The sequence below is a fragment of the Bacteroides sp. AF25-38AC genome, assembly GCF_003602995.1.
Taxonomy (GTDB): Bacteria; Bacteroidota; Bacteroidia; order Bacteroidales; family Bacteroidaceae; genus Bacteroides; species Bacteroides uniformis.
The window spans coordinates 84,993-111,528 of the sequence record NZ_QTMD01000016.1 but is presented as its reverse complement, the minus strand read 5'-3'; the positions used below and the strand labels follow the sequence as shown (position 1 = coordinate 111,528).

Below are 26,536 nucleotides of genomic sequence, written 5' to 3'. Positions count from 1 at the left end.
TTTTCGAGGAAAGAAGAAACACTCTTTCAATATCAAACTTGAAAATTTAAACAGGCTCTAAAATGAGAACATTAAGATTTATTGGAATGGCTATCGTAGCCGTAATTATGAGTGTTAACTTCGCAGCATGTAGTGATGATGACGAAGAAGAAAGTACACCTACTACAGAGAACATTGTAGGTCAATGGGTACTAACTTACGAAGAAGGGTATGAAATAGAGCCAGAATATCCTGAAGAAAACAGAGAATGGAGTCATGCACCTAAAGATGAATGCGAATATTTTGGTAATCTTACATTCAGAGCTGACGGTACATATACTGAATATGATTTGGATAATTCGGAATTAGATGAAGGGAAATGGGCATTGAGTAATAAGCTGCTGACACTTAGACCTATTGATGCCACTTATGCTCTTGATTTGAATGTTCTTGAAATATCCAACAGCAAGTTAGTTCTTGAATATATGGAGAAAGAGGATGATGGAGGGGTAGAATATGCTAAAATGACTTATAAAAGGAAATAAGTATTGAAGTATAAAGGCAGCATGGAATTAACTCCCTTGCTGCCTTGACTGTTTCCGCTTCTTGACTAATTTAGGCTTTCGCTTACTTGCTGCATCTTTAAAGAACTGTTCCAGTCTCTCTCTGGTAATAGGCAGGTAACTGACCTCTGTAACCATAGTTTCTTTAATCTCTTGTGGTAGGTAGTAGATAGTGTAACTTTTAGGAGAGTTCTTCTTGGTAAGTCTCATAATTGTATTAATTTGATAATTGATAATTGAATTAATCTGATACGAAGTTAACCATATTACAGAGGGGAAACTAATGTAAACTAAATGTTCTTGAATTTGAAGGTAGAGGTGTAAAGCAAATAGTATAAAGTTGTATGATTGAAGTAATTTCGTCACATGCCATTAATAATATAAGATAGGAGGTGTTTAATATGATTTTGATATTAGTTGATACATAGTGACTTATGAATGTCTTGCTTTGTTGTGACGGTATAGATACCCCGTCACAAGTACGTCACAGAATTAGCAATAATGTGGCAATTTATAGAGAATTTATAGAGTATAATATAGTACACCGTCACAATTGATAAAGTGATGATATTAAAGGATGATAGGCAAAGGTGAGTAGAGCAAGGATAGCGTGGAAGTCTGTTAAAACAAGAAGAGCCTTCCCTAAGGAAAGCTCTTCATATATAATCTGTATATCAGATGATTACTTGCTCAAAGCCTGAGCCACGTCAACCGCACAAGCCACTGTACAACCTACCATAGGATTGTTACCAATTCCCAGGAATCCCATCATTTCTACGTGAGCAGGAACTGATGAAGAACCAGCGAACTGAGCATCTGAGTGCATACGACCCATAGTATCAGTCATACCGTAAGAAGCCGGTCCGGCAGCCATGTTGTCCGGGTGCAGAGTACGACCAGTACCACCACCGGATGCTACTGAGAAGTACGGCTTACCAGCCAATACGCGTTCTTTCTTATAAGTACCGGCAACCGGGTGCTGGAAGCGGGTCGGGTTCGTAGAGTTACCAGTGATGGATACATCCACACCCTCTTTCCACATAATAGCCACACCTTCGCGAACGTCGTCAGCACCGTAGCATTTTACTTTGGCACGAGGACCGTCGCTGTATGCGATTTCACTAACTACTTTCAGTTCACCTGTGTAGTAGTCGAATTGAGTCTGAACGTATGTAAAGCCGTTGATACGGGAGATAATCTGTGCAGCGTCCTTGCCGAGACCGTTCAGGATACAACGCAGAGGCTCTTTACGTACTTTGTCTGCTTTAGCGGCAATTTTGATAGCACCTTCGGCAGCAGCGAATGACTCGTGACCTGCCAGGAAAGCGAAGCACTTAGTCTCCTCGCGCAGCAACATGGCAGCCAGGTTACCATGACCGATACCAACCTTACGGTCGTCGGCTACAGAACCCGGGATACAGAATGCCTGCAGGCCGATACCGATAGCTTCGGCAGCTTCAGCAGCGTTCTTGCAGCCCTTCTTGATAGCGATGGCGCAACCTACAACGTAGGCCCATTTTGCATTTTCAAAACAGATAGGCTGAGTTTCTTCACACGTCATATAAGGATCAAGTCCATGAGCTTCGCAGATAGCGTTAGCCTCTTCGATGTCTTTGATGCCGTTTTCGTTCAGGGCAGCGATGATCTGCTTGATACGACGGTCTTGACTTTCAAATTTCACTTCTCTAATCATATTCTTTTCCTCCTTATATTATTCGTGACGTGGGTCAATGTGTTTAACTGCTCCTTGTTCTGCTGTTACGCGTCCGTAAGTACCGGTAACTTTCTTCAAAGCTTCGTTTGCGTCAGTTCCCTTCTTGATTTCATCCATGAACTTGCCCAGGTGAACAAACTCGTATCCGCAAATTTGGTCGTCCTTGTCCAGGAATACATTCTTGATGTAACCTTCAGCCATTTCCAGGTAACGGGGACCTTTAGCCAAAGTACCGTACAGTGTACCTACCTGGCTGCGCAGACCTTTACCCAAGTCTTCCAGACCGGCACCGATAATCAAACCGCCTTCAGAGAAAGCAGACTGAGTACGACCGTAAACGATTTGCAGGAAGAGTTCGCGCATAGCTGTGTTGATAGCGTCGCAAACGAGGTCAGTATTCAATGCTTCGAGGATAGTCTTTCCCGGGAGGATTTCTGATGCCATAGCAGCAGAATGAGTCATACCGGAGCAACCGATAGTCTCAACCAAAGCTTCCTGGATAACGCCTTCCTTTACATTGAGGGTTAATTTACATGCACCTTGCTGAGGAGCACACCAGCCAATACCGTGTGTCAGACCAGAGATGTCAACAATTTCTTTAGCTTTTACCCATTTACCTTCTTCGGGAATAGGAGCCGGTCCGTGATTAGGACCTTTCTTCACAACACACATGTGTTCCACTTCGTGTGAATAAGTCATAATTAGCTCTTTTTTTAAGTGATATAATTAAAAAAAACGTAGTCCACTTTTATTAGTCGGGTGCAAAGTTAGTTGTTTTCCCCGTTTCTGCCAACTGTTCAATTTGACTTTTTTTAAAAAAAGAAGTAATAAGAAGCTGAATTTCTGCGGAATGTAAAGTGGAGTTTGCAGTTGACTGTTTTTTCTCGTCTCTGATAGGGTTTGTGAATCAATAAGGTATGTGCTTGTTAATCAGGAAGTAATTTTGCCAACCCCTTGCTTGCGTCTTGGCAAACTTTTGCCATGCCTATGGCAAAGTTTTGCCAACGCGGTGGCAAAGTCTTGCCAATGGTAAGGCAAAATCCTGCCAACTGGTTGGCAAGGCGAAGAAAATAAAGGGGAGTCCGTGTTTGACTATGGCTGCAAAGTCTTACCTTTGTGGCACATTAAATAAAATACAAACTATGATAGAAGTTACAGATGTGGCATTGCGCCAGGCTGCCGGTGAAGGGATGGATGCATTCATCGGCGTATTCACCGGTGCTTATAAGAAAGAAATAGGCGGAGAAATGACTGCCGGGACGATGTCTTTGCTTACCGGTGAACAGCATTCATTGTTGGCCTATCAGATATTCCGTGATGAAGTGATGGAAGGGGGCTTCTGCCAACTGATTCAAAATGGTTATGGCGGTTATATTTTCGACAATCCGTTTGCCAAAGTGATGCGTTTGTGGGGAGTGGGCGATTTGAGCAAGTTGGTTTATGCTGCCAAGAAAATATACGATAGCCATCGTGACGACTTGGAACGCGAACGCACAGACGAGGAATTTATGGCAATGTACGAGCAATATGAGGCTTTCGATGAACTGGAAGATGAATTTTTGGAAAAAGAGGAGGAATATACAGCTTTGGTTGCCGGCTATGTGGATGAGCATTTGGAGCTGTTTGCCAAGATTGTGTAGTGTGGATTAACTGATATAAATGTTAAATATCACTGTGACATGCAGTATTTAGATTAATCTTTCATTTAATCTTAAAAACAATGAAAAAACGAGGAGAGTACTATATTACTCAATTCTTTTATCTAAATTTGCAAACTCTAATATTTATAGGAAAGATGAAACAATTAAAATTCTTGATGGTTGCCTTGACATTGTTGATGGGCATTTCGTTTACTTCGTGTCTGAATTCAGATAGTGACCCTTACAACTATGGAGGGGGTATGGTTAAAGTTCAGAATTATATGGGTCTTTATTCTTTTAAAGGTGAGAATGGCGTAACTATAACTCCGACATCTGCTTCAATCTCGGCTTTAGAGGCTAATGGTTTCAAAATGTCTGAAATGAGCGATAAGGTGGCACAGATATACTATCGTTGGGACCCCACTCAAGTAAATATACCTGCTGATGAAAAAGATATTAAGGGCGTTGAATTGTACTCTATTGAATCATTAGATAATACAGTGGCAATAGTTGAACAGAAGGGAGTAGCTACAAATGATTCAATCAGCAAGTCTAACAATGCTGCTATCATTTCGTTAGGATATGATGCTGGTGGTATAAAATATGCTCCTAAGTTTTTCTATGATGATTATACGCTTCTACTTCCAATAAATTATTATATTACTAACAAAAGACATTTTTTGACATTAGTGTATTACCCGAATGAGGATAATGGAACAACTTTAAGATTATATTTGGGTCATAATTCTAATGGTGATTCGACATCCAATAGTAGCACATCTTACACATTAACTGCAAATACTGGTGGTTATTATGGGTTGGGATTGTTCTATAAAGTATATGATTTAAGAAAGGTTTTTGAACGTTACAAACGTGAAACATCTACTTTTGAGAATCCGACTACTATTGAAATTGTTACGAAAGTAAATTCATATTCATTGAAGTTGGACGATCCTCAAACGGAGGAAAAAGTGTATACAGTTACAAAGGGAGAAGCTGAAAAATAAGATTTGAATTACAAAGATTTATTTCATATAGCAATACTACTGATTTCCTCTCCGGCTCGTGCCTGGGAGGAAATTAGTTTAGAGGATAGACGAAAAGTATTTACTACTTTTGTCTATCCTATGATTGGTTTATGCGGGTTGTCCGTTTTCATCGGCTCTTTGATGAAGATGGGATGGGATGGGCCGCAAAGCTTTCAATATGCCATGACACAATGCTGTGCGGTGGCTGTATCCTTGTTTGGAGGATATTTTTTGGCAGCCTATCTCATCAATGGGTTGCGTGTCCGCATGTTTATGCTGGACAGTGATATTCCTTTGGCGCAACAGTTTGCAGGTTATGCACTGGTAGTGGTGTTCATGCTGCGGATTGTTATCGGCATATTGCCTGATTTTGGCATTATGGCTCTGTTGCTCCAATTCTATATCGTGTATGTTGTGTGGGAAGGAAGCAAAAAGGTGATGCAGATAGCGGAAAAAGACCGTTTGCGTTTCACCATTCTTTCTTCTATTTTGTTAATAGCTTGTCCGGTGGCCATTGAATGGATATTCAATAAGCTGACGGTAGTGCTAAACTGATAAATGTTATGAAACAAGCTCCTGTAAATATAAAGAATAAGCGTGCTACGTTCGATTACGAACTGACGGACACCTATACGGCTGGCATTGTGCTTACGGGCACAGAAATCAAGTCCATCCGGTTGGGGAAAGCAAGCTTAGTCGATACGTTCTGTTACTTTGCCAACGGCGAATTGTGGGTGAAGAACATGCATGTGGCCGAATACTTCTATGGTTCGTACAACAATCACAATGCACGCAGGGAGCGCAAGCTTTTGTTGAATAAGAAGGAACTTGAAAAACTGATGCGCGGCACGAAAGATCCGGGTTTCACCATTGTTCCCGTGCGCTTGTTTATCAATGAAAAAGGGCTGGCCAAACTTGTGGTGGCACTTGCCAAAGGTAAGAAGCAATATGATAAGCGCGAATCACTGAAGGAAAAAGATGACAAACGCGATATGGCGCGTATGTTTAAAAGATAATATGAGTAAACTTGGTAGTTTGGTGCGTGAGCGCATCCTTATTCTGGATGGTGCAATGGGCACCATGATACAGCAATACAACTTGACAGAGGAAGATTTTCGGGGTGAACGCTTCTCGCAGATTCCCGGACAGATGAAAGGTAACAATGACCTGCTTTGTCTGACACGCCCCGATGTGATACAAGACATTCACCGCAAGTATCTGGCGGCAGGTGCGGATATTATCGAAACAAATACATTCAGTTCCACCCGCGTCAGTATGGCCGATTATCATGTGCAGGACTATGTGCGCGAGATGAATCTTGCCGCAGTGCGCCTGGCACGCAAAGTGGCAGATGAGTTTACTTCTCTTACTCCCGACAAACCCCGTTTTGTGGCAGGCTCCGTAGGACCGACGAACAAGACCTGCTCTATGAGTCCCGATGTGAACAATCCGGCTTTTCGTGCCTTGAGCTACGATGAACTGGCCGATGCCTACCGTGAGCAGATGGAAGCATTGCTCGAAGGTGGTGTGGATGCTTTGCTGATAGAAACCATTTTTGATACGCTGAATGCCAAGGCTGCTATTTTTGCCGCCGGGCAGGCGATGGAAACTGTAGGAGTTCATGTACCCTTGATGCTCTCTGTGACTGTTTCTGATATTGGAGGGCGTACTCTGTCGGGACAAACTTTGGATGCTTTTCTCGCCTCCGTGCAACATGCCGATATTTTTTCAGTTGGGTTGAACTGCTCCTTTGGCGCCCGCCAGCTGAAACCTTTCCTGGAGCAGCTTGCTGCCCGTGCACCTTATTATATCAGTGCTTATCCCAACGCCGGACTGCCCAACAGTTTGGGCACATACGACCAGACTCCTGCCGATATGGCACATGAAGTAAAAGAGTATATCCATGAGGGATTGGTGAATATTATCGGTGGTTGTTGCGGAACGACAGATGCCTACATTGCCGAGTACTCCTCGCTGATTGCCGGTGCAACGCCCCATCAGCCGGTTCCCAGACCGGAAAATCTTTGGCTCTCCGGGCTTGAACTTCTGGAAGTGAAGCCGGAAAATAACTTCGTGAATGTGGGTGAACGCTGTAATGTTGCGGGTTCGCGCAAATTCTTGCGTCTGATTAATGAAAAGAAATATGACGAGGCGCTCAGCATTGCCCGCCAGCAGGTGGAAGACGGTGCGCAGGTCATCGATATAAATATGGACGACGGACTGCTGGATGCTCAAGTGGAGATGACGACTTTCCTCCATCTGATAGCTTCGGAACCGGAGATTGCCCGCGTCCCCGTCATGATAGACTCCTCTAAGTGGGAAGTGATTGTGGCCGGATTGAAATGCTTGCAAGGCAAGTCCATCGTCAACTCCATCTCCTTGAAGGAGGGGGAAGATAAATTCCTGGAGCATGCGCGTACCATCAAGCAATATGGTGCGGCAGCCGTGGTGATGGCTTTTGATGAAAAAGGGCAGGCAGACACGTACGAACGTAAGATTGAGGTCTGCGAACGGGCATACCGTCTTTTGGTGGACAAGATAGGTTTCAATCCCCATGATATAATTTTCGACCCGAATGTACTTGCCGTGGCAACCGGTATGGACGAGCACAACAATTATGCTGTAGACTTTATCCGTGCCACCGGATGGATACGCAAGAATCTGCCCGGTGCGCATGTCAGTGGAGGAGTGAGTAACCTTTCCTTCTCTTTCCGCGGCAATAATTACATTCGCGAGGCGATGCATGCCGTATTCCTTTACTATGCCATCCGCGAGGGCATGGATATGGGTATCGTCAATCCGGCTGCCTCCGTTCTTTACACCGATATTCCCGCTGATATATTGGAGCGCATAGAGGATGTGGTCTTGAACCGTCGTCCCGATGCTGCCGAGCGCCTGATAGAAACTGCCGAACGCTTGAAAGCGGAAGCAGAGGCGGCAAAAACTTCTGGAGGAGAGCGGCAGGCTGCCGCCCATTCCCAACTTGCCTGGAGAGAGGGGACTCCTGTGGAAGAGCGGTTGAAGTACGCCTTGACAAAGGGTATCGGCGATTATCTGGAAGAAGACCTTGCCGAAGCGCTGAAGCTGTATCCCAAGGCTGTTTCCATCATTGAAGGTCCGTTGATGGCAGGCATGAATCATGTCGGCGACTTGTTTGGGGCAGGCAAGATGTTCCTGCCGCAAGTAGTGAAGACGGCGCGCACCATGAAGAGGGCGGTTGCCATCCTCCAGCCCGTAATCGAGTCGGAGAAAGAAGAAGGTGCGACTGCTGCCGGGAAGGTGCTGCTGGCTACGGTGAAAGGTGATGTGCACGACATTGGCAAAAATATAGTCTCGGTAGTAATGGCCTGCAACGGCTACGAAATAATAGACCTTGGCGTCATGGTGCCTGCCGAAACCATTGTACAGCATGCCATAGAGGAAAAGGTAGACATGATAGGATTGAGTGGCTTGATAACCCCTTCGCTGGATGAAATGGTGCATGTAGCCATTGAGCTGGAAAAGGCAGGTCTGGACGTTCCTCTGCTGATAGGTGGTGCCACGACTTCACCGCTTCACACAGCTCTGAAAATTGCTCCGGTCTATCATGCTCCCGTAATCCATCTGAAGGACGCTTCACAGAATGCTACAGTAGCAGCCAAGCTGATGAATCCTAAGACAAAGGAGGAGCTGGAAGAAGAACTGCATGAGAAGTATCGGCAGTTGTGCGAAAAGAACCGGGAGAAACAAGTGACAACCGTTTCCCTGGAAGAAGCGAGAAAGAACAAACTGAATCTGTTTTAAATAGGAAGGAAAATAAGGATTAGGGATTAATCCTTAATCCCTATTTTTTTATCTTCTTCTTGTATTGCTCGAAGCGTGACGTAATATCCCTTACGAAGTTATAAGTTTCAATGCCACGGAAATAGCCGTTTTTGCAGACGGGGTCGGTGAAGTATTCCTCATTGCTTTTTAGCAGAATGAAGTTTTCTACATTATCACGCCAGACATATTTGTTTTTGCCGTATTTTTCGGCCAGTGCCATGGCATCCAGCACATGGCCGATACCGGAATTATAAGATGCCAGCACAAAGTTGATGCGTTCTTCCTGGGGTATCTTGGAAAAACTTTTGGCTGTGGCGCCTATGTATTTCACGGCAGCCTTTATACTCTCTTCAGGGTTCTGTTCCTTTCCTTCGGGTAGCCCCATAGCCCTGGCTGTGGCAGGCATCAGTTGCATCAGCCCCCTGGCACCGGCCCAGGATACGGCGGTGGAGTCGAAGTTGGACTCAGTATATGCCAGAGACGCCAGCAGGCGCCAGTCCCAGTCTATCTTGGGAGCATATTTCTTGAACAAATCATCGTAATGGGAAATTTTTCCTTCGCGCAGGGAGAGGATAGGAGAGTGGGGAATGGCCTTGCCGATTTCAAAATATCGTTTCATACTTGCCGTATAGGCAGGTGAAGTCATATTCTCCTCGTGCCATTTGTTGGCGGCGGCTGCCAGTTGCGGACAGTCTTTCCGGACTGCCCACGATGCACGCTGGTCAAAGCTGATGGAGAGTCCGATATTCAGGTTGGGGTAATAGGTCGTATTAAGCTGTGCCACGTCATTGTCTGCTACGGTATAGGGGATTTTCCCTTGTGCCACCTGGGTGATGAGGTCTTCTGCACTGATACTGTCGTTGGTCACTTTATGGATGTGGATACCTCCTCCGAGCTCTTCGTCCAGATTGACCAGCCGTTCATAATATTTTCCGGGCTTCACATATACATCTTTCCCGATGAGTTCCGTTACGTCTTTCAGTGGTTTGGTGCGTCCGCCGTTACGTTGCACGATGACTTGGTGCGTGATGACCTCTTCGCCGCAATAAAGCAGGCTGTCTTTCCATTCCTTGGTGATGGGAAGGTTGTAGGCAATGAGGTCTCCCTTGCCTGCCTGCAACTTCTCTATGAGTTCGTGCACATTCCGGGCTACCTCTATTCTCAGCTTCACTCCCAGGCTCTTGGCAAACTGTTCGCTCAGCTCATACTGGAATCCCATGTCCTGGCCACGGTAGATGAAGTAGGAAGTGGAGCTGTACAGTGTCAATACGACCAGTTCTCCGCTGTCCTTTATCTGTTGCAGGTCATCCGCTTCTTCTTTTTCGGCAGGATGTCCTCCACGGCATCCTGCGATGCAGCACAACAACAACAGCAAGATAATTGGGACGGGAGAATTGATAATGGATGATTTATGTCTGGCGAAAGAAAACAGGCTGTTCATATCTCATAGGGTTTAGTGCGTTCTTAATCCTCCATTATCAATTCTCCATTACAAATTAACTCCCCAAGTGCTTCTTGATGTACATGGTCAATATATCAATGGCCACCTGGTTGTTTCCGCCTTCCGGCACAATGAGGTCGGCGTATCGTTTGCAGGGCTCTATGAATTGCTGGTGCATGGGTTTCAGTATACGTGTATAGCGTTCCATGACGGCTTCGGCCGTGCGTCCGCGTTCCACTACATCGCGCTGGATTACACGAATCAGGCGTTCGTCGGGGTCGGCGTCTACAAATATCTTCAGGTCCATCATGCTTCGCAGCTTCTTGTCGCACAAGGCAAGGATGCCTTCAATGATGATGACTTCCCGGGGCTCGATATGGATGGTTTCGGGCTGCCGGGTACACGTCAGGTATGAGTAGGTGGGCTGTTCTATGCTTCTTCCTTCGCGCAGCATGGCGACATGCCTGGAAAGAAGGCTCCACTCGAAAGCGTCGGGGTGGTCGAAGTTGATGTTCTGCCGTTCTTCCACGGGCACATGGCTGCTGTCCTTGTAGTAAGAGTCTTGTGGCAACAATACCACTTCACCAGCCGGTAGGCTTTCGATAATTTTACGTACGACGGTGGTCTTTCCCGAGCCGGTTCCGCCTGCAATTCCTATTATTAACATCCGTTTAAGTGTATATTTGAAACAAAACCAGTATTTTTGCAGTTGTTAAAACAGCCGCTTAGGCTGACAAATATAGTGATAAATCATTTAAATGGCAAAGTTATGGTAAAGCACATTGTATTATTTAAGTTAAAAGATGAGGCACCGGCTGACGAAAAGTTGGCTGCGATGAACAGTTTCAAGGCAGCTATCGAAGCGCTTCCGGCTAAAATATCCGTTATCCGCAAGATTGAAGTCGGATTGAACATCAATCCTGCCGAGGCTTGGAGCATCGCTCTTTACAGTGAGTTCGATACGTTGGATGACGTGAAATACTATGCTACCCATCCCGACCATGTAGCTGCCGGCAAGCTTATCGCTGCTGTGAAAGAGAGCCGTGCCTGCGTGGACTACGAGATAATTGAAAATTAAAAATTAAATCAGAGAACATGAAGAAATTACTGTTCCCTTTCGTTCTGTTGCTCTTCGCTGTGGCGGTGCAGGCACAGATACAAGACCCCGTCAAGTTCAATTCCGAACTGAAAACTCTGGCTACCGGCGAAGCGGAGGCTGTTTTTACGGCTGCTATTGACAAGGGCTGGCATGTCTATTCCACCGACCTGAGCGATGGCGGTCCTATCTCGGCGACTTTCAATGTGGAGAAAATCTCCGGAGCGGAAGTGGTGGGCAAACTGAAGCCCGTAGGCAAGGAAATCTCTACTTTCGACAAGTTGTTCGAAATGAAGGTGCGCTATTTTGAGAATACGGCGCAATTTGTGCAGAAGCTGAAGTTGACGGGTGGCGCTTATCAGATAGAAGGCTATCTGGAATATGGCGCTTGCAACGATGAAAACTGCCTGCCGCCCACACAAGTTCCTTTCAAGTTCTCCGGCAAGGCAGAAGGGGCTGCCAAAGAAGCTGCCGCCGCTGCCGCTGAAACGAAAGCCGAAGAACAGCCCGCAAAGCAGGAGACTGTCTCCGGCACGGCTCCCGTGGCTGCCATCGGCGGTGCGGACGGGCCGACGGAAATCAAGGTGGCGGACAAGGTGGACCTATGGAAGCCGGTCATCAGTGAACTGAATTCTTTGGGCGAAACCACTTCGCAGGAAGACATGTCCTGGATTTATATTTTCATTACGGGATTTGCCGGCGGGCTGCTGGCGCTCTTCACCCCCTGTGTATGGCCCATCATCCCGATGACGGTCAGCTTCTTCTTGAAGCGTAGCAAGGATAAGAAGAAAGGCATCCGTGATGCATGGACGTATGGTGCTTCCATCGTAGTGATTTATGTGACGCTCGGACTGGCCATTACGCTGATTTTCGGAGCCAGCGCACTGAACGCACTCTCTACGAATGCAGTATTCAATATCCTTTTCTGCTTGATGTTGGTTGTGTTTGCGGCTTCCTTCTTCGGAGCGTTCGAAATAACGTTGCCCTCCAAATGGAGTACGGCCGTAGACAGTAAGGCTGAGGCCACAAGTGGTCTGCTCAGCATCTTCTTGATGGCGTTTACCTTGTCGCTGGTATCTTTCTCCTGCACGGGACCTATTATTGGATTCCTGCTGGTTCAGGTTTCCACGACGGGCAGCGTGGTAGCTCCCGCTATTGGCATGCTGGGCTTTGCCATTGCATTGGCATTGCCTTTCACGCTGTTTGCCTTATTCCCGTCCTGGTTGAAGTCCATGCCCAAATCCGGTGGATGGATGAATATCATCAAGGTGACGCTTGGCTTCCTGGAGCTGGCTTTTGCCCTGAAGTTCCTTTCGGTAGCCGATTTAGCTTACGGTTGGCGCATCCTCGACCGTGAAACGTTCCTTGCTTTGTGGATTGTACTTTTTGCACTGCTTGGTTTCTACTTGTTGGGCAAAATCAAGTTCCCGCACGATGATGACGATTCAAAGGTTAGTGTACCCCGTTTCTTTATGGCGTTGGCCTCACTGGCATTTGCGGTGTATATGGTTCCTGGTTTGTGGGGAGCTCCGTTGAAAGCTGTCAGTGCCTTTGCGCCGCCCATGCAGACGCAAGACTTCAATCTTTACAATAATGAAGTGCATGCCAAGTTCGATGATTACGACCTCGGTATGGAGTATGCCCGTCAGCATGGCAAGCCCGTGATGCTCGACTTCACCGGTTATGGTTGCGTGAACTGCCGTAAGATGGAGCTTGCCGTATGGACAAACCCGAAGGTGAGTGACATTATCAACAACGACTATGTGCTTATCACGCTCTACGTGGACAACAAGACCCCGCTTCCTTCTCCCGTGAAGATTGTGGAGAACGGCACGGAACGTACACTGCGTACCGTAGGCGACAAGTGGAGTTATCTGCAGCGTGTCAAGTTCGGTGCCAATGCGCAGCCCTTCTATGTGCTGATTGACAACGAAGGCAAGCCGCTCAACAAGTCCTACTCCTACGACGAGGATATTCCCAAATATATTGAGTTCCTGCAGACAGGACTGGAGAATTATAAGAAAGAGAAATAAATAGAATTGGAAAAAGGATGCTTGTAAAAAGGCATCCTTTTTTCACTAAATCCCCTTTTTGTATGAAACACATTATAGACATTGATGCTTGGGAACGCCGGGATAACTACGGCTTTTTCCGCAATTTTGTAAATTCCTGGTATTCCGTCACCACAGAGATTGACTGCACGGAAGCCAGTGCTGCAGCCCGGGCTGCAAAGCGCTCCTTTTTCCTTTATTATCTGTATGCTGTGGTGCGTTCGGCCAATGAAGTCGATGAACTCCGTTACCGTACCGACAAGGAAGGCCGGGTTGTTTTTCACGACCGGGTGGACATCATTTCTCCGATAGCCGTTCCTGGGAAAACATTCTATACCATGCGCATTCCCTATTACGAAGACTTTGAACGTTTCTATGCCGAAGCCTACGCCTTGATAACAAACATGCCCGAGGACGGTGACCCTTATGGAGCCGAAAAGATTCTTGCCGAGCAAGGCGATTACGATGTGGTCCATCTGAGTGCGGTTCCCAAAATGTATTTCACCTCGATAACCTATACACTTGCCGAAGCAGGCAACGGTTGCAGTTATCCGTTGATGACTGCCGGCAAGGCCGTATCTCGTGAAGGCCGTCTGGTATTTCCTCTTTCCATTTATGTGAACCATGCTTTTGTCGACGGTTCTCATTTGACCTCCTTCTTCGGAAAGGTGGAGGAGTATTTGAAAGAGATTTCACATAAATGAATCACCCCAAATAAATAATCTATGAAACGCTTATAAGGGTGTTTTTTCATGCTACAAATATATATATATGATGCCATACATATATGGCAACTTTGAGTTGTTTTTTGTATCTCGGTTTCTGTTTTTTAAGTATCATTGAAAAATCGGAAATGTGCAGACAAGATTTGTAGTATTACAGAATTGTTACAGAATTTATCCTTACCTTTGACACTTTAACAGAATAAGCGTATGGTAAGTAATATATCTTCATGCACGAAAGTACTTGTTTTGCCGATAGTTCTATGGGTTGTTTCGTCTTTTTCCCTGCGGGCGCAGGAGAAGGATTTTGCCACTTGGGCGAATGCCGGTTTCGAATATAAGTTGAAGCCGGCATTTACTGTTTCCGGTGGGCTGGAGTGGCGTACAAAGGATGATTTGGGAAAGACAGACCGGTGGGGGCTGAAGGTGGGGGGAAGCTATAAGCTGTTGCCTTTCCTGAAGCTTGGAGCTGGGTATGAGACGCATTACCGCAATCGGGGGGCAGATGGCTGGAAGTTCCGGCACCGCTACCGTTTGGAAGGCACTCTGTCTGCCCGTGTGCAAAGGGTGAAACTGTCCTTGCGTGAGCGCTTTCAGCATACGTTCGATGGGCATAGAGATGAGTTCCGCTTGCGCTCGCGTGCGAAGTTTGCCTATGACATTCCGAAGTGCAAGCTGGAACCGTATGCTTCGGCCGAGATGTATAATGGTTTGAATAAGACAGAGCACTTCGGAGTAAAGCGGATGCGCTATCGTGGGGGTATTACGTTGCCCTTGTCCGAGCGCTGGGAGGCGGACATCTTCTATTGCAGGCAATGGGAGAAGGATAAGCGGAAGGATATAGTAGGGGTGGAGTGTGTTTATAGCTTTTGAGGGGAGATGAGGGCTGAAAGCCTTTTTTTACTTTTTGTTCTTCCGGTACTCCTTTTTCAGATAAAAGTTGAATCCGGCATATATTTGGAGGGTGCCGAACCCGTTGTTCAGGGAGAAACTGTTTTTGTAGTAGTCGTATGTCCGTCCTACGAATGAGGTACCCACGAAGTATTTGCTGTTGTTGTATACCACACCTGCACGCAGAATGAAGTCGATATTGAAATTCTTGTACCAGTCGTCCGCTTCCCGCTCTTCTGTCTTCTCTATGCGTGATGTCTTGTAGGCGACAGCCGGATTGAACGACAGGCATGCGAGGCAGTTGCGGGCAAACACCCAATTGTAGGCATAGCCGGCGTTGAGGCTGATGTTCGTGTATTTGATATGTTTCACCTTCATACCCGGGTTCATGGTTTCCTGAATGATTTCGGGCAGCTTGGTATAGTCGAAGTTCAGATTGTGGGTGGATACGGAGAATCCGGCAATGAAAGAACCTGCATTGCAGCGCTGGTTGGTGGACTGGCTGAAGGCGGCTGGATAGGAGAAACGTCGATTGTTGAAAATGTAATACAGATTTAATCCCTTCATCTTTACTTTCAATCCGTTGAAATCTTCGGAATAATTGGAGGGAATCTCGTCGGAAAAGCCGGATACCTTGTGTATCTTATAGTCGTTTCCGGTGCTGCGATAGAAAATGTCGACTCCCAGTTTGGAACTGTAAAGACTGAGATCAAACTCCGTACCGCGCTTTTTCTTGCTTTTCTTTCCGTAGAGCCAGTCCGTATCGACAGCCCATCCCAGGAATATCCAACGCCATCCGAAGTAAGCGCCTATCTTGTTGTGAGGGTTAGGCGAGAAACGGAGCCGCTGGTCGTTATTGCCCACGGAGTAATACTCGTAATTGGTGAAATGGTCGAGCATCAGGGCGTAGTTGTATCGGTTGGGACTGATATAGGTAGTGTCGAAGTCGCTGAAGTTGAGGAATTTCTTCAATGCTTTTCTGAAGGTATTTTTATATACGATGCTGTCGCATGCGACAGAACCGTTCTCCTTGTTTTGCGCAAACAATGAGAATGTAAATAATATCCATAAGCAGAAAAAGGCCCCTCTTTGCATCTTGTTGTTCTCTCTCATTTATACAAAGCTAAATAAAATAACCGGTTTTTGAACAGTATCCCGCTAATTTTTCTCTGAAAAAGGCATCAATAATTTGTAGTTCTCAATCGGAATGACTAATATTGAACGTCTTATTGAGAGACTTTATGAATCAAAACCAGATAAAGAAGAATACGATATGAAGAAGATTATCAATCCGTGGAAAGATATGGAGGGCTACAACTGTTTCGGTTGCTCTCCTGACAATGAAGCCGGTGTGAGAATGGAGTTTTATGAGGACGGTGACGAGGTGGTGAGCATCTGGAAGCCGCGTCCGGAGTATCAAGGGTGGCTGAATACGTTGCATGGAGGCATCCAGTCCGTATTGCTGGATGAAATCTGCGGCTGGGTCGTGTTCCGCAAGCTGCAGACCGGCGGGGGGACATCGAAAATGGAAACCCGCTTCCGCAAATCCATATCGACCAACGACACGCATGTGGTGCTGCGGGCTTCGCTTCGCGAGCAGAAGCGGAATATTGCTATCATAGAAGCACGCCTGTATAATAGCATGGGCGAACTTTGCACAGAAGCCACTTGCACCTACTTTACCTTTCCGAAGGAGAAGGCGGAAGCGGAAATGCATTTCCATAGCTGCGAAGTAGAGCAGGAGGAAATATTGCCGTTGATTTAATTGTTTCACCACAGATTACACAGATTTGCATAGATTGGAATAAAAATAATCTGTGCAAATCTGTGTAATTTGTGGTGAACTAAGATGAATTTGAAAGAAAAAATAAACTTTTTGTGATAAATCTTTTGGAGTTTCAAACTTTTAGTTTACTTTTGTCGCATTAAAATCCAAAAAATATGAAGAATATCGTTGCACATCATCACCATCATCATCCTAACGAATAACTCGGTGGGCGTATGAGTGTATATGTACAACAGATGACATAACAGACGAGGCTTGCCGAATATTGGTAAGCCTCGTTTTGTTTTCTGTCATCTCATTCAAAATAGTAAATAGTAAATCGTAAAATAGTAAATAACCTTATGTTAAGAATTGCAGTACAAGCTAAGGGTCGTCTGTATGACGAGACCATGTCGTTTTTGGGAGAATCGGATATAAAGTTGAGTGCCATGAAGCGCTCGTTGTTGGTGCAGTCGTCAAACTTTCCTCTTGAAGTGTTGTTTCTGAGGGATGACGACATTCCGCAGTCTGTGGCTACCGGAGTGGCTGATATAGGAATTGTGGGTGAGAATGAATTTGTTGAGAAGAATGAGGATGCAGAGATAATCAAGCGTCTGGGATTCAGCAAATGCCGTCTGTCTCTTGCCATGCCGAAGGATATTGAGTATCCGGGGGTGAAGTGGTTTCACGGAAAGAAGATTGCGACATCTTATCCGGGTATCCTTTCCGGCTTTTTGAAAGAGAATGGGGTGAATGCGGAGATACACGTCATTACGGGGTCGGTAGAAGTGGCGCCGGGCATCGGTCTGGCAGATGCCATTTTCGATATTGTAAGTTCCGGTTCTACGCTGGTGAGCAACCGCCTGAAGGAAGTGGAGGTTGTGATGAAGTCCGAAGCCCTGCTGATTGGTAACAGGAACCTGAGCGAGGAAAAGCAAGGGATATTGAGGGAGCTGTTGTTCCGTATGGATGCTGTGAAGACAGCCGAAGATAAGAAGTATGTGCTGATGAATGCCCCGAAAGAGAAACTGGATGAGATTGTCTCTGTACTTCCGGGCATGAAGAGCCCCACGGTGATGCCTTTGGCACAAGAAGGCTGGTGCTCAGTACATACCGTACTCGACGAGAAGTGTTTCTGGGAGATTATCGGAAAGTTGAAGGCATTGGGGGCGGAAGGCATTCTGGTGCTGCCGATTGAGAAAATGATAATTTAAAGCCTCGAGGATGTGTCAAAAGTATATAAACGCTTTCTTTATGTTACGACATTAGGTGCGAATTACGCGAAATAGCGCGGATTCGGTAAAATAAATCCGTGAAATCCGCGTAATCAGCGCCTAAAAGAAAGTCTTCAGAGAGTTTTGACACACCTCCAATAATATCATGGTTTATGCATAAATCTTTAAAAACATGTCATTATGATATTGATTAGTAATCCCGATAAATCCCAGTGGCAAGAGATTCTGAAACGTCCGGTGATGAATACGGAGAATCTGTTTGATACGGTGCGGAGTGTTATTGACCGTGTGAAGGAGGAGGGAGACCGTGCTGTGCTGGATTATGAAGAAAAATTTGATAAAGTGGTGTTGGCCTCGCTGGCAGTGTCGGAAGAGGAACAGCAGGAAGCGGAAAACCTGGTGAGTGAAGACTTGAAAGCAGCTATTCGCCTGGCAAAGCAGAACATCGAGACTTTCCACGCCGCACAACGCTTTGAGGGCAAGAAAGTGCAGACTCAGCCGGGGGTGACCTGCTGGCAGAAAGCGGTTGCCATAGAAAAGGTGGGATTGTATATCCCCGGAGGAACGGCTCCGCTGTTTTCTACGGTACTGATGCTGGCCGTTCCCGCCAGGATTGCCGGATGCAAGGAGATTGTTCTCTGCACCCCTCCGGGACGTGACGGAAAGGTACATCCCGCTGTGTTGTTTGCCGCAAAAGTGGCAGGTGTCAACCGGATTTTCAAAGCTGGCGGCATACAAGCCATTGCCGCTATGGCATACGGAACGGAAAGTGTGCCTAAGGTTTACAAGATATTCGGTCCGGGAAATCAGTATGTCACGGCTGCCAAACAGCTTGTGAGCTTGCGTGATGTGGCGATAGATATGCCGGCAGGACCTTCGGAAGTAGAAGTTTTGGCTGACGAAACAGCTAATCCGATTTTTGTCGCCGCCGACTTGTTGAGCCAGGCAGAACACGGAGTGGACAGTCAGGCTATATTAATTACGACCTCTGTCGAATTGCAACAAGCTGTAAAGGTGGAAGTGGAACGCCAACTGGCCTTACTGCCACGTAAAGAGATTGCCGAAAAGTCTCTTGCCAATAGCAAACTGATTGTAGTGGACAGCATGACAGAAGCCATTGAATTGACCAACGCGTATGCTCCCGAACATCTTATCATAGAAACCGAGGATTATCTTTCCGTGGCAGAACGTATCGTGAATGCCGGTTCCGTATTCCTGGGTTCTCTTACTCCGGAGAGTGCGGGAGATTATGCTTCGGGCACAAACCATACCCTGCCGACAAACGGCTATGCCAAAGCATACAGCGGTGTCAGCCTCGACAGCTTTATCCGCAAGATAACTTTTCAGGAGATAAAGCCGGAAGGATTAAATATCATCGGCCCTGCCATCGAGCTGATGGCTGCCAATGAACAGCTGGATGCGCATAAGAATGCTGTGAGTGTGAGACTGGGGCAGTTGGAAAATGGAAATTGAAAGTTGAAAATTGAGAGCTGATGGCTTAAAGTAATTTTAATCGTAAATTGTCAAATCATAAATAACATGGTGAAAACATTACAAGAACTTACCCGTCCGAATATCTGGCGTCTGAAGCCTTATTCTTCAGCACGTGATGAATATAATGGTGCTGCGGCATCCGTTTTTCTCGATGCAAACGAGAATCCTTATAACATGCCGCACAACCGTTATCCCGACCCCATGCAGCGGGAGTTAAAGACAGAATTGTCTAAAATTAAAAAGGTGAGTCCCGATTCCATCTTCTTAGGGAATGGCAGTGACGAAGCTATCGATTTGGTGTTCCGTGCTTTTTGTGAACCCCGTGTGGACAATGTAGTGGCTATCGACCCTACCTACGGCATGTATCAAGTCTGTGCCGACGTTAATGATGTGGAGTACCGCAAGGTGCTGCTCGATGAGGATTTCCAGTTCTCTGCCGACAAGCTTTTGGCTGCTGCGGATGAGCATACCAAACTGATTTTTATCTGCTCTCCCAACAATCCTACCGGCAATGACCTGCTCCGTAGCGAGATTGAAACGCTGATTCGCCAGTTTGATGGGTTGGTGATACTGGATGAGGCATACAATGACTTCTCCGAAGCACCTTCCTTCCTCGAAAATTTGAATCGGTATCCGAATCTCATTGTACTGCAAACCTTCTCCAAAGCATGGGGATGTGCTGCCATCCGTCTGGGCATGGCATTTGCCTCACCGGAGATTATCGGCATCCTCAGTAAGATAAAATATCCCTATAACGTGAACCAGCTGACACAGAAGCAGGCAGTGGAAATGCTTCACCGCTATTATGAAATAGAACGTTGGGTGAAGACCTTGAAAGAAGAACGGGAGAATCTGGAAGCCGAGTTCGCCGCACTGCCATGTACGGTGAAGATGTTCCCTTCCCATGCCAATTTCTTCCTGGCCCGTGTGACGGATGCCGTGAAGATTTACAATTATCTGGTAGGCAAGGGTATCATTGTCCGCAACCGTAACTCCGTGTCACTCTGCGGAAATTGCCTGCGGGTGACGGTGGGAACGAGAGGAGAGAATGAAAAATTGATTGAAGCGCTGAAGGAATATATGTAGAAGGAGTTAAAGGGAGTAAAAGGGGGGTAAAGGGATTAAAAGGGAGTTAAAGGCCGATACTGCTGTTCTATACAAGTAATGCTTATGCAAGCAGAACTACTGGCCTCTAACTCCTCTAACTCCTCTAACTCCTTCTACCTCCTTCTAACTCCCGATAACTCCCTTTATTCCCTCAAAAAAAATATCCTTTAAAATGAAGAAACTACTTTTTATAGACCGTGACGGGACTTTAGTCATTGAGCCGCCCATTGATTATCAGCTGGACTCCCTGGAGAAGCTGGAGTTCTATCCGAAAGTGATGCGCAATCTTGGCTTCATCCGCAGCAAGCTGGATTTTGATTTTGTAATGGTGACCAATCAGGACGGTCTCGGCACCGCCTCCTTTCCGGAAGAGACCTTCTGGCCGGCACACAACCTGATGATGAAGACATTGGAAGGCGAAGGCATCACCTTCGACGACATCTGCATAGACCGCAGCATGCCCGACGACAATGCACCGACCCGCAAGCCGCGTACCGGAATGCTTGCCAAATACCTCGATAACCCGGACTACGATTTGTCCCACAGTTTCGTCATTGGCGACCGGCCTACGGATGTGGAACTGGCAAAGAATCTGGGCTGCCGTGCCATTCTTCTGCAAGATGACACGGCATCATTGAAACCCGTTTCCGAAGGTGGCGGTGCCGCTTGTGACGGACTTGAAGATTACTGCGCCCTCGCCACCAGGGATTGGGATAAGGTTGCCGAATTCCTCTTTGCCGGTGAGCGTACGGCGGAAGTACGTCGTACTACCAAGGAGACAGATATATACGTATCCTTGAATCTGGATGGTAACGGGCATTGTGACATCGCGACCGGACTGGGCTTCTTCGACCACATGCTGGAGCAGATAGGCAAGCACGGCGGCATGGACCTCACCATCCGTGTGAAAGGCGACCTCGAAGTGGACGAGCACCACACCATCGAGGATACCGCTCTTGCTCTGGGCGACTGCCTTTATCAGGCCTTAGGAAGCAAGCGCGGCATCGAACGCTACGGCTATGCCCTTCCTATGGACGATTGTCTCTGCCAGGTGTGCCTCGACTTCGGCGGTCGCCCGTGGTTGGTATGGGATGCCGGGTTCAAGCGCGAGAAGATAGGCGACATGCCTACGGAAATGTTCCTGCACTTCTTCAAGTCCTTGAGTGATGCCGCCCGGATGAATCTTAATGTAAAAGCCGAAGGGCAGAACGAACATCATAAGATAGAAGGCATCTTCAAGGCGCTGGCACGTGCGCTGAAGATGGCGGTGAAAAGGGATATTTATCACTTTGAACTGCCAAGCTCGAAAGGAGTGTTGTAGAATCGTACAGACAACTGCTGCAAAGTTACTGCATACCTTTTGCAGAGCCACTGCAGATGTATTGCAGAGCTACTGCAGATGTATTGCAGAGTTTTGCAGTTGTATATCTCTGATTAATAGATAAGTAGTGTTATGTCACATTTAGCCCCTTTGATAGCTGATTTAGCTCTGATATTGATTTGTGCGGGGATTATGACCCTGCTTTTTAAGAAATTGAAGCAACCGCTGGTGTTAGGATATGTAGTTGCAGGATTCCTTGCCAGCCCTCACATGGCCTATACACCGTCGGTGATGGACACGGCTAATATACAGACCTGGGCGGATATAGGCGTTATCTTCCTGCTGTTTGCACTGGGATTGGAATTCAGCTTCAAGAAGATTGTGAAGGTGGGAGGCGTGGCGATTATTGCTGCGTGTACCATCATCTTTTGTATGATATTGTTGGGAGTGGCGGTAGGTACCGGGTTCGGCTGGCAACGGATGGACTGTATCTTCCTGGGCGGTATGATTGCCATGTCGTCCACTACCATTATCTATAAGGCGTTTGATGATTTGGGGATGCGCAAGAAACAGTTCACGGGGCTGGTGCTCAGTGTGCTTATCCTGGAGGATATTCTTGCCATCGTATTGATGGTGATGCTCTCCACGATGGCAGTCAGCCATAACTTCGAGGGTACGGAGATGCTGGGGAGCATTGCCAAACTGCTGTTCTTCCTGATACTTTGGTTCGTCGTAGGGATATACCTCATCCCCGGATTGCTGAAGCGGTGCCGGAAGCTGATGAGCGAGGAAACCTTGCTGATAGTCTCTCTCGGACTCTGTTTCGGTATGGTGGTGATGGCCGCGCACACGGGTTTCTCGGCTGCTTTCGGCGCGTTCATCATGGGCTCCATTCTTGCCGAGACGGTAGAGGCGGAGAGCATAGAGCGCCTGGTGAAGCCGGTCAAGGACTTGTTCGGCGCCATCTTCTTCGTATCGGTCGGCATGATGGTAGACCCGGCCATGATTGTGGAGTATGCGGGACCTATTGTCGTGATTACTCTGGCGGTCATCCTCGGGCAATCCCTCTTCGGGACGCTGGGTGTGCTGCTGGCAGGGCAACCGCTGAAGACGGCTATGCAATGCGGTTTCAGTCTGACGCAAATCGGTGAGTTTGCCTTTATTATAGCTTCGCTGGGCGTGTCACTGCATGTCACCAGCCATTTCTTGTATCCTATTGTGGTGGCGGTGTCTGTCATCACCACTTTCCTCACTCCTTATATGATTCGTTTGGCAGAACCGGCTTCCAATCTTGTGGATACGCATTTGCCGGAAAAATGGAGAAAGTTCTTGACCCGCTATGCTTCAGGTTCGCAGACCATGAACCACGAGAGTCTGTGGAAGAAACTGATATTTGCGCTGGTCAGGATTACGGTGGTGTATTCCATCATTTGCGTGGCGGTGATAGCTTTGGCGTTCCGTTTTCTGGTGCCTTTCGTGCACGACAGTCTGCCCGGGGTATGGGGCTCTCTGTTGGCTGCCTTTATCATCATTCTGTGTATAGCTCCGTTCCTGCGTGCCATCATGATTAAAAAGAACCACTCGGAAGAGTTCGTGACTTTATGGAAGGATAACCGTGGAAACCGGGCACCGTTGGTGGCCACCATTGTACTGCGTCTGCTGCTGGGCGTTTCGTTCGTCATGTTCGTAATAGCCGGTTTGTTCAAGATGTCCGTCGGTCTGGTGTTTGGAGTGGCGGTGCTGCTGGTGACTTTGATGATACTCTCTCGCCAGTTGAAGAAGCAGTCCATCATGATAGAGAGGACATTCTTCCAGAATCTGCGGTACCGCGACATGCGTGCCGAGTATATGGGAGAGAAGAAACCGGAGTATGCGGGGCGTCTGCTGTCGCGCGACCTGCACCTGACGGATTTTGAAATCCCCGGCGAGTCGGCATGGGTGGGCAGGACATTGGCGGAGCTGAATTTCGGAAAGAAATACGGCATCCATGTGGTCTCCATCCTTCGGGGCAAGAAACGGATTAATATTCCCGGAGCGTCTGTCCGCCTTTTTCCACAGGACAAGATACAAGTGATTGCCACGGACGAGGAACTGAACATCTTCGGCAAGGAGATGGATAAGGTGTCTGCCATGAATACGGATGTGATAGAGAAGAGCGAGATGATTCTACGCCAGTTCTGTGTGGACGGGCAGTCTCCTTTCCTGAACAAGACCCTGAAGGAAGCAGGGATACGCGAGAAGTATCACTGCCTGATTGCCGGTGTGGAGCGGGGAGGGGAGACCCTGCATGCTCCCGACCCGCATGAACCTTTTGTAGAAGGCGATGTGGTATGGGTTGTAGGCGAGAGTGCCGATGTGTACGAATTAGTCAGTCAGAAAGGCGAAGGTTTCGACATGGAGGTGTGACAAAACAAAAGGCATCTTACTTCTTGATAGTTTTTAGGCACACCTTCATAGTCGTTAATCAGAGCTTGTTCAGTATTTTGTCCATCACCCAGTTTGTGAGAGTGGCGCTTTCGCCGTCACAGCTGCAGACGGACTTGCCCAGCAGGTGGTCTACCACTGCCTGTATAAGCGGTTGCTGGACGTAGGTGGGGTTTTCGACGATGATTTCTTCACGTCCTCTTTCCGTATGCAGCGCAATGGGGTCATAGGTGAATACGGAGAAACAAATCATGCCTTTGTCTCCAATGATTTCTATACGGTCTTCGCGGGCGGATTCGTGGGCAACAAAGCACCAGGAGCCGCTGCCCACCAGTCCGCTGTCAAACTGGAAACATGCGCTTAGAGTGTCCTCGGCAGGATATAGTCCGCCACGGTTGCTCTTGTAGCCGCTGGCTTCGAGGATACATCCGAAGATTTCCTGCAGCAAGTCTATCTGGTGGGGCGCAAGGTCATAGAAGTATCCTCCGCCGGCAATGTCCGGTTGCACGCGCCACGGCAGGTTTTCCTTGTTATGGTCGAGGTCGCGGGGAGGCTGGGCGAAGCGGATTTGAATGTTGATGACATTGCCAATATGTCCCTCCTCTACCAGTGACTTTACCTTCAGGAAGTAGGGCAGATAGCGGCGGTAATACGCGACAAAACATGGAACACCCGTTTCCTTGGAAATCCGGTTGATGCGGCAGCACTCTTCGTAGGTAACGGCCATCGGCTTCTCTATGTAGACCGGTTTGCCTGCCTTCATGGACATGATGGCGTATGTAGCATGTGAAGAAGGAGGAGTGGCAATGTACACGGCGTTCACCTCTTCGTCGTCAATCAGTTCCTGGGCATCGTCGTACCATTTGGGAATCCCTCTTTCCTTGGCGTAGGTCTTAGCCTTGTCGCCATTTCGGCTCATGACGGCCACTACTTCGGAGTTCTCTATTTTCTGAAATGCCGGTCCGCTTTTGTATTTGGTCACTTCTCCGCAACCGATGAATCCCCATTTAATTATTCTCTCGCTCATAATCTTTCCCTTATTTTACTCTTCCTCAAAATCGAATTCAAAGTCGAAATCATCCAGAAATTCCGGTTCTGTAAATTCTTCCAGACTCCGGCGGTCTTTTTTCGTCGGCCGTCCGGTACCCTTGGCACGGTTGACGAAACCGCTGACACGGCTCATCTCCAGCAGTTCATACTGTTCCGGAGTCGTTACATTCTCCATCATTTCGGCAACAAGCTTTGCGCCGACACGCTTTTCGATGGTTTGCAGCACTTTGAAGGAATAGGTGACGGGAGGCTTGCGCACCTGTATGACATCTCCCGGCTTCACCGTACGGGCAGCCTTTGCCAGTGCGCCATTGATGCTGATGCGTCCTTTTTTGCAGGCTTCGGCGGCTATGGTACGTGTCTTGAAGATGCGTACGGCCCACATCCATTTGTCAATTCTGGCTTCGTTCATTTCTTGTTATATTGATTCATGGTGATATCTATTCCCGCCAGACAGAAACTTTTGATGATTTCTCCGGCTGTTTCCAATCTCTCGCCCATTGTTTTCCAATCTTCATCGGTAAAATGTCCCAGCACATAGTCAATCTGCCCACCACGGGGAAAGTCATTACCGATGCCGAAACGCAGGCGTGCATAATTCTGGGTGCCCAGCGTTGATGCAATATGCTTAAGGCCGTTATGTCCCGCATCGCTTCCCTTACCTTTCAGGCGCAGTGTGCCGAAAGGCAGTGCCAGGTCATCTACCACTACCAACACATTCTCCAATGGAATGTTTTCCTTTTGCATCCAGTAGCGTACGGCGTTGCCGCTGAGGTTCATAAAGGTGGAAGGCTTCAGCAGTAACAGTTGGCGTCCCTTGACTGACAGTGTTGTGGTGAAACCATAACGTCCGTCGGTAAAAGTGGCACCCGCTGCTTTGGCCAGAGCATCTACTGCCATGAATCCGATGTTATGGCGGGTTTCGTGATATTCGGGGCCGATATTGCCCAATCCTACAATTAAATATTTCATAGTCAGTGCTTCCTGTTTATGAGGGTGTTAAAACTAGTATTCACCACAGATTACACAGATTAACACAGAATGAATTTAATGTACCGATAATCAAAGATGTCTATCTGTGCAAATCTGTGTAATCTGTGGTGAATTATACACTCTCGTGAGCCGTAAAAAGAACGCGGATTATCGCAACTTTCCGCGGAAATCAGTATGAAATCTGCGTTGGCTGCGTTAATCCGCGTTCCCGAATATTT

General features: G+C 47.3%; 24 protein-coding genes. 16 read left to right on the top strand and 8 right to left on the bottom strand.

Annotated elements, in window-relative coordinates:
* The first annotated feature begins 62 nt into the window (after nt 1–62).
* A complete protein-coding gene (locus DWY55_RS12740; protein WP_009037600.1) occupies nt 63–524 on the top strand; it encodes a lipocalin family protein in 462 nt (153 codons plus the stop codon).
* A 700-nt stretch (nt 525–1,224) separates the two neighbouring features.
* On the opposite strand, the gene DWY55_RS12730 is transcribed toward DWY55_RS12740, so the two are convergent.
* Entirely contained in the window at nt 1,225–2,235 is a 1,011-nt protein-coding gene (locus DWY55_RS12730) for a GGGtGRT protein (RefSeq protein WP_117878415.1), read from the bottom strand.
* A gap of 18 nt (nt 2,236–2,253) precedes the next feature.
* Nucleotides 2,254–2,955, bottom strand: coding sequence for an iron-sulfur cluster assembly scaffold protein (locus tag DWY55_RS12725; protein ID WP_005832778.1), 702 nt, complete (start codon nt 2,953–2,955; stop codon nt 2,254–2,256).
* A 443-nt stretch (nt 2,956–3,398) separates the two neighbouring features.
* On the opposite strand from DWY55_RS12725, the gene DWY55_RS12720 reads away from it, so the two are divergent.
* The 5 genes from DWY55_RS12720 (at nt 3,399) to metH (ending at nt 8,707) form a co-directional block, all read left to right on the top strand.
* Entirely contained in the window at nt 3,399–3,896 is a 498-nt protein-coding gene (locus DWY55_RS12720; RefSeq protein ID WP_008665373.1) for a DMP19 family protein, read from the top strand.
* Between the two features lie 80 nt (nt 3,897–3,976).
* Nucleotides 3,977–4,903 carry a hypothetical protein gene (locus DWY55_RS12715; RefSeq protein ID WP_117878417.1) on the top strand — a complete coding sequence of 309 codons (927 nt, stop codon included), beginning with the start codon at nt 3,977–3,979 and terminating at the stop codon, nt 4,901–4,903.
* Between the two features lie 3 nt (nt 4,904–4,906).
* Nucleotides 4,907–5,479 carry a Yip1 family protein gene (locus DWY55_RS12710; protein WP_008665379.1) on the top strand — a complete coding sequence of 191 codons (573 nt, stop codon included), beginning with the start codon at nt 4,907–4,909 and terminating at the stop codon, nt 5,477–5,479.
* Between the two features lie 8 nt (nt 5,480–5,487).
* Entirely contained in the window at nt 5,488–5,940 is a 453-nt protein-coding gene (smpB, locus tag DWY55_RS12705; RefSeq protein ID WP_005831836.1) for an SsrA-binding protein, read from the top strand.
* A gap of 1 nt (nt 5,941) precedes the next feature.
* Complete coding sequence (gene metH / locus DWY55_RS12700) at nt 5,942–8,707, top strand: methionine synthase (RefSeq protein ID WP_051642927.1); 2,766 nt, start codon at nt 5,942–5,944, stop codon at nt 8,705–8,707.
* A 40-nt stretch (nt 8,708–8,747) separates the two neighbouring features.
* Here the strand turns inward: metH and DWY55_RS12695 are convergent, their stop codons facing one another.
* Nucleotides 8,748–10,169: a transglycosylase SLT domain-containing protein gene (locus DWY55_RS12695; RefSeq protein ID WP_172679961.1), complete on the bottom strand. Its 1,422-nt coding sequence runs from the start codon at nt 10,167–10,169 to the stop codon at nt 8,748–8,750.
* A gap of 55 nt (nt 10,170–10,224) precedes the next feature.
* Nucleotides 10,225–10,836 (bottom strand): uridine kinase, encoded by a 612-nt coding sequence (gene udk / locus DWY55_RS12690; RefSeq protein WP_005831829.1) that lies wholly within the window; start codon nt 10,834–10,836, stop codon nt 10,225–10,227.
* Between the two features lie 102 nt (nt 10,837–10,938).
* Between udk and DWY55_RS12685 the strand changes: the two genes are divergently transcribed.
* The 4 genes from DWY55_RS12685 to DWY55_RS12670 all read left to right on the top strand — a co-directional run bounded on the left by DWY55_RS12685 (nt 10,939) and on the right by DWY55_RS12670 (nt 14,911).
* The gene (locus tag DWY55_RS12685; RefSeq protein WP_008665385.1) at nt 10,939–11,247 is read left to right on the top strand and encodes a Dabb family protein; all 309 of its coding nucleotides are present in this window, start codon (nt 10,939–10,941) and stop codon (nt 11,245–11,247) included.
* Nucleotides 11,248–11,264: 17 nt separating this feature from the next.
* A complete protein-coding gene (locus DWY55_RS12680) occupies nt 11,265–13,298 on the top strand; it encodes a protein-disulfide reductase DsbD family protein (protein WP_117878419.1) in 2,034 nt (677 codons plus the stop codon).
* A gap of 62 nt (nt 13,299–13,360) precedes the next feature.
* A complete protein-coding gene (locus tag DWY55_RS12675) occupies nt 13,361–14,020 on the top strand; it encodes a CatA-like O-acetyltransferase (RefSeq protein ID WP_057252311.1) in 660 nt (219 codons plus the stop codon).
* Nucleotides 14,021–14,248: 228 nt separating this feature from the next.
* The gene (locus DWY55_RS12670) at nt 14,249–14,911 is read left to right on the top strand and encodes a DUF2490 domain-containing protein (RefSeq protein ID WP_005831821.1); all 663 of its coding nucleotides are present in this window, start codon (nt 14,249–14,251) and stop codon (nt 14,909–14,911) included.
* A gap of 27 nt (nt 14,912–14,938) precedes the next feature.
* Here DWY55_RS12670 and DWY55_RS12665 read toward each other — a convergent pair whose 3' ends face one another.
* Nucleotides 14,939–16,042: a DUF4421 domain-containing protein gene (locus DWY55_RS12665; protein WP_371413538.1), complete on the bottom strand. Its 1,104-nt coding sequence runs from the start codon at nt 16,040–16,042 to the stop codon at nt 14,939–14,941.
* Between the two features lie 160 nt (nt 16,043–16,202).
* Between DWY55_RS12665 and DWY55_RS12660 the strand changes: the two genes are divergently transcribed.
* The 6 genes from DWY55_RS12660 to DWY55_RS12635 all read left to right on the top strand — a co-directional run bounded on the left by DWY55_RS12660 (nt 16,203) and on the right by DWY55_RS12635 (nt 24,257).
* Nucleotides 16,203–16,694 carry a PaaI family thioesterase gene (locus DWY55_RS12660; protein ID WP_117689063.1) on the top strand — a complete coding sequence of 164 codons (492 nt, stop codon included), beginning with the start codon at nt 16,203–16,205 and terminating at the stop codon, nt 16,692–16,694.
* A 362-nt stretch (nt 16,695–17,056) separates the two neighbouring features.
* Nucleotides 17,057–17,908, top strand: coding sequence for an ATP phosphoribosyltransferase (hisG, locus tag DWY55_RS12655; protein WP_008665397.1), 852 nt, complete (start codon nt 17,057–17,059; stop codon nt 17,906–17,908).
* A 201-nt stretch (nt 17,909–18,109) separates the two neighbouring features.
* Entirely contained in the window at nt 18,110–19,402 is a 1,293-nt protein-coding gene (gene hisD / locus DWY55_RS12650) for a histidinol dehydrogenase (RefSeq protein ID WP_117878421.1), read from the top strand.
* Between the two features lie 66 nt (nt 19,403–19,468).
* Nucleotides 19,469–20,509, top strand: coding sequence for a histidinol-phosphate transaminase (hisC, locus tag DWY55_RS12645; RefSeq protein WP_008665401.1), 1,041 nt, complete (start codon nt 19,469–19,471; stop codon nt 20,507–20,509).
* Nucleotides 20,510–20,702: 193 nt separating this feature from the next.
* A complete protein-coding gene (hisB, locus tag DWY55_RS12640) occupies nt 20,703–21,851 on the top strand; it encodes a bifunctional histidinol-phosphatase/imidazoleglycerol-phosphate dehydratase HisB (protein ID WP_008665405.1) in 1,149 nt (382 codons plus the stop codon).
* Nucleotides 21,852–21,983: 132 nt separating this feature from the next.
* Entirely contained in the window at nt 21,984–24,257 is a 2,274-nt protein-coding gene (locus tag DWY55_RS12635) for a cation:proton antiporter (RefSeq protein ID WP_057252309.1), read from the top strand.
* A gap of 58 nt (nt 24,258–24,315) precedes the next feature.
* Here DWY55_RS12635 and DWY55_RS12630 read toward each other — a convergent pair whose 3' ends face one another.
* The 3 genes from DWY55_RS12630 to pth are packed head-to-tail and all read right to left on the bottom strand — an operon-like array spanning nt 24,316 to nt 26,297.
* Nucleotides 24,316–25,302, bottom strand: coding sequence for a Gfo/Idh/MocA family protein (locus DWY55_RS12630; RefSeq protein WP_008665408.1), 987 nt, complete (start codon nt 25,300–25,302; stop codon nt 24,316–24,318).
* Nucleotides 25,303–25,317: 15 nt separating this feature from the next.
* Complete coding sequence (locus DWY55_RS12625) at nt 25,318–25,737, bottom strand: RNA-binding S4 domain-containing protein (protein ID WP_008665410.1); 420 nt, start codon at nt 25,735–25,737, stop codon at nt 25,318–25,320.
* The gene (pth, locus tag DWY55_RS12620) at nt 25,734–26,297 is read right to left on the bottom strand and encodes an aminoacyl-tRNA hydrolase (RefSeq protein ID WP_005831801.1); all 564 of its coding nucleotides are present in this window, start codon (nt 26,295–26,297) and stop codon (nt 25,734–25,736) included. The genes DWY55_RS12625 and pth overlap by 4 nt, the downstream gene beginning before the upstream one ends.
* Between the last annotated feature and the right edge of the window lie 239 nt (nt 26,298–26,536).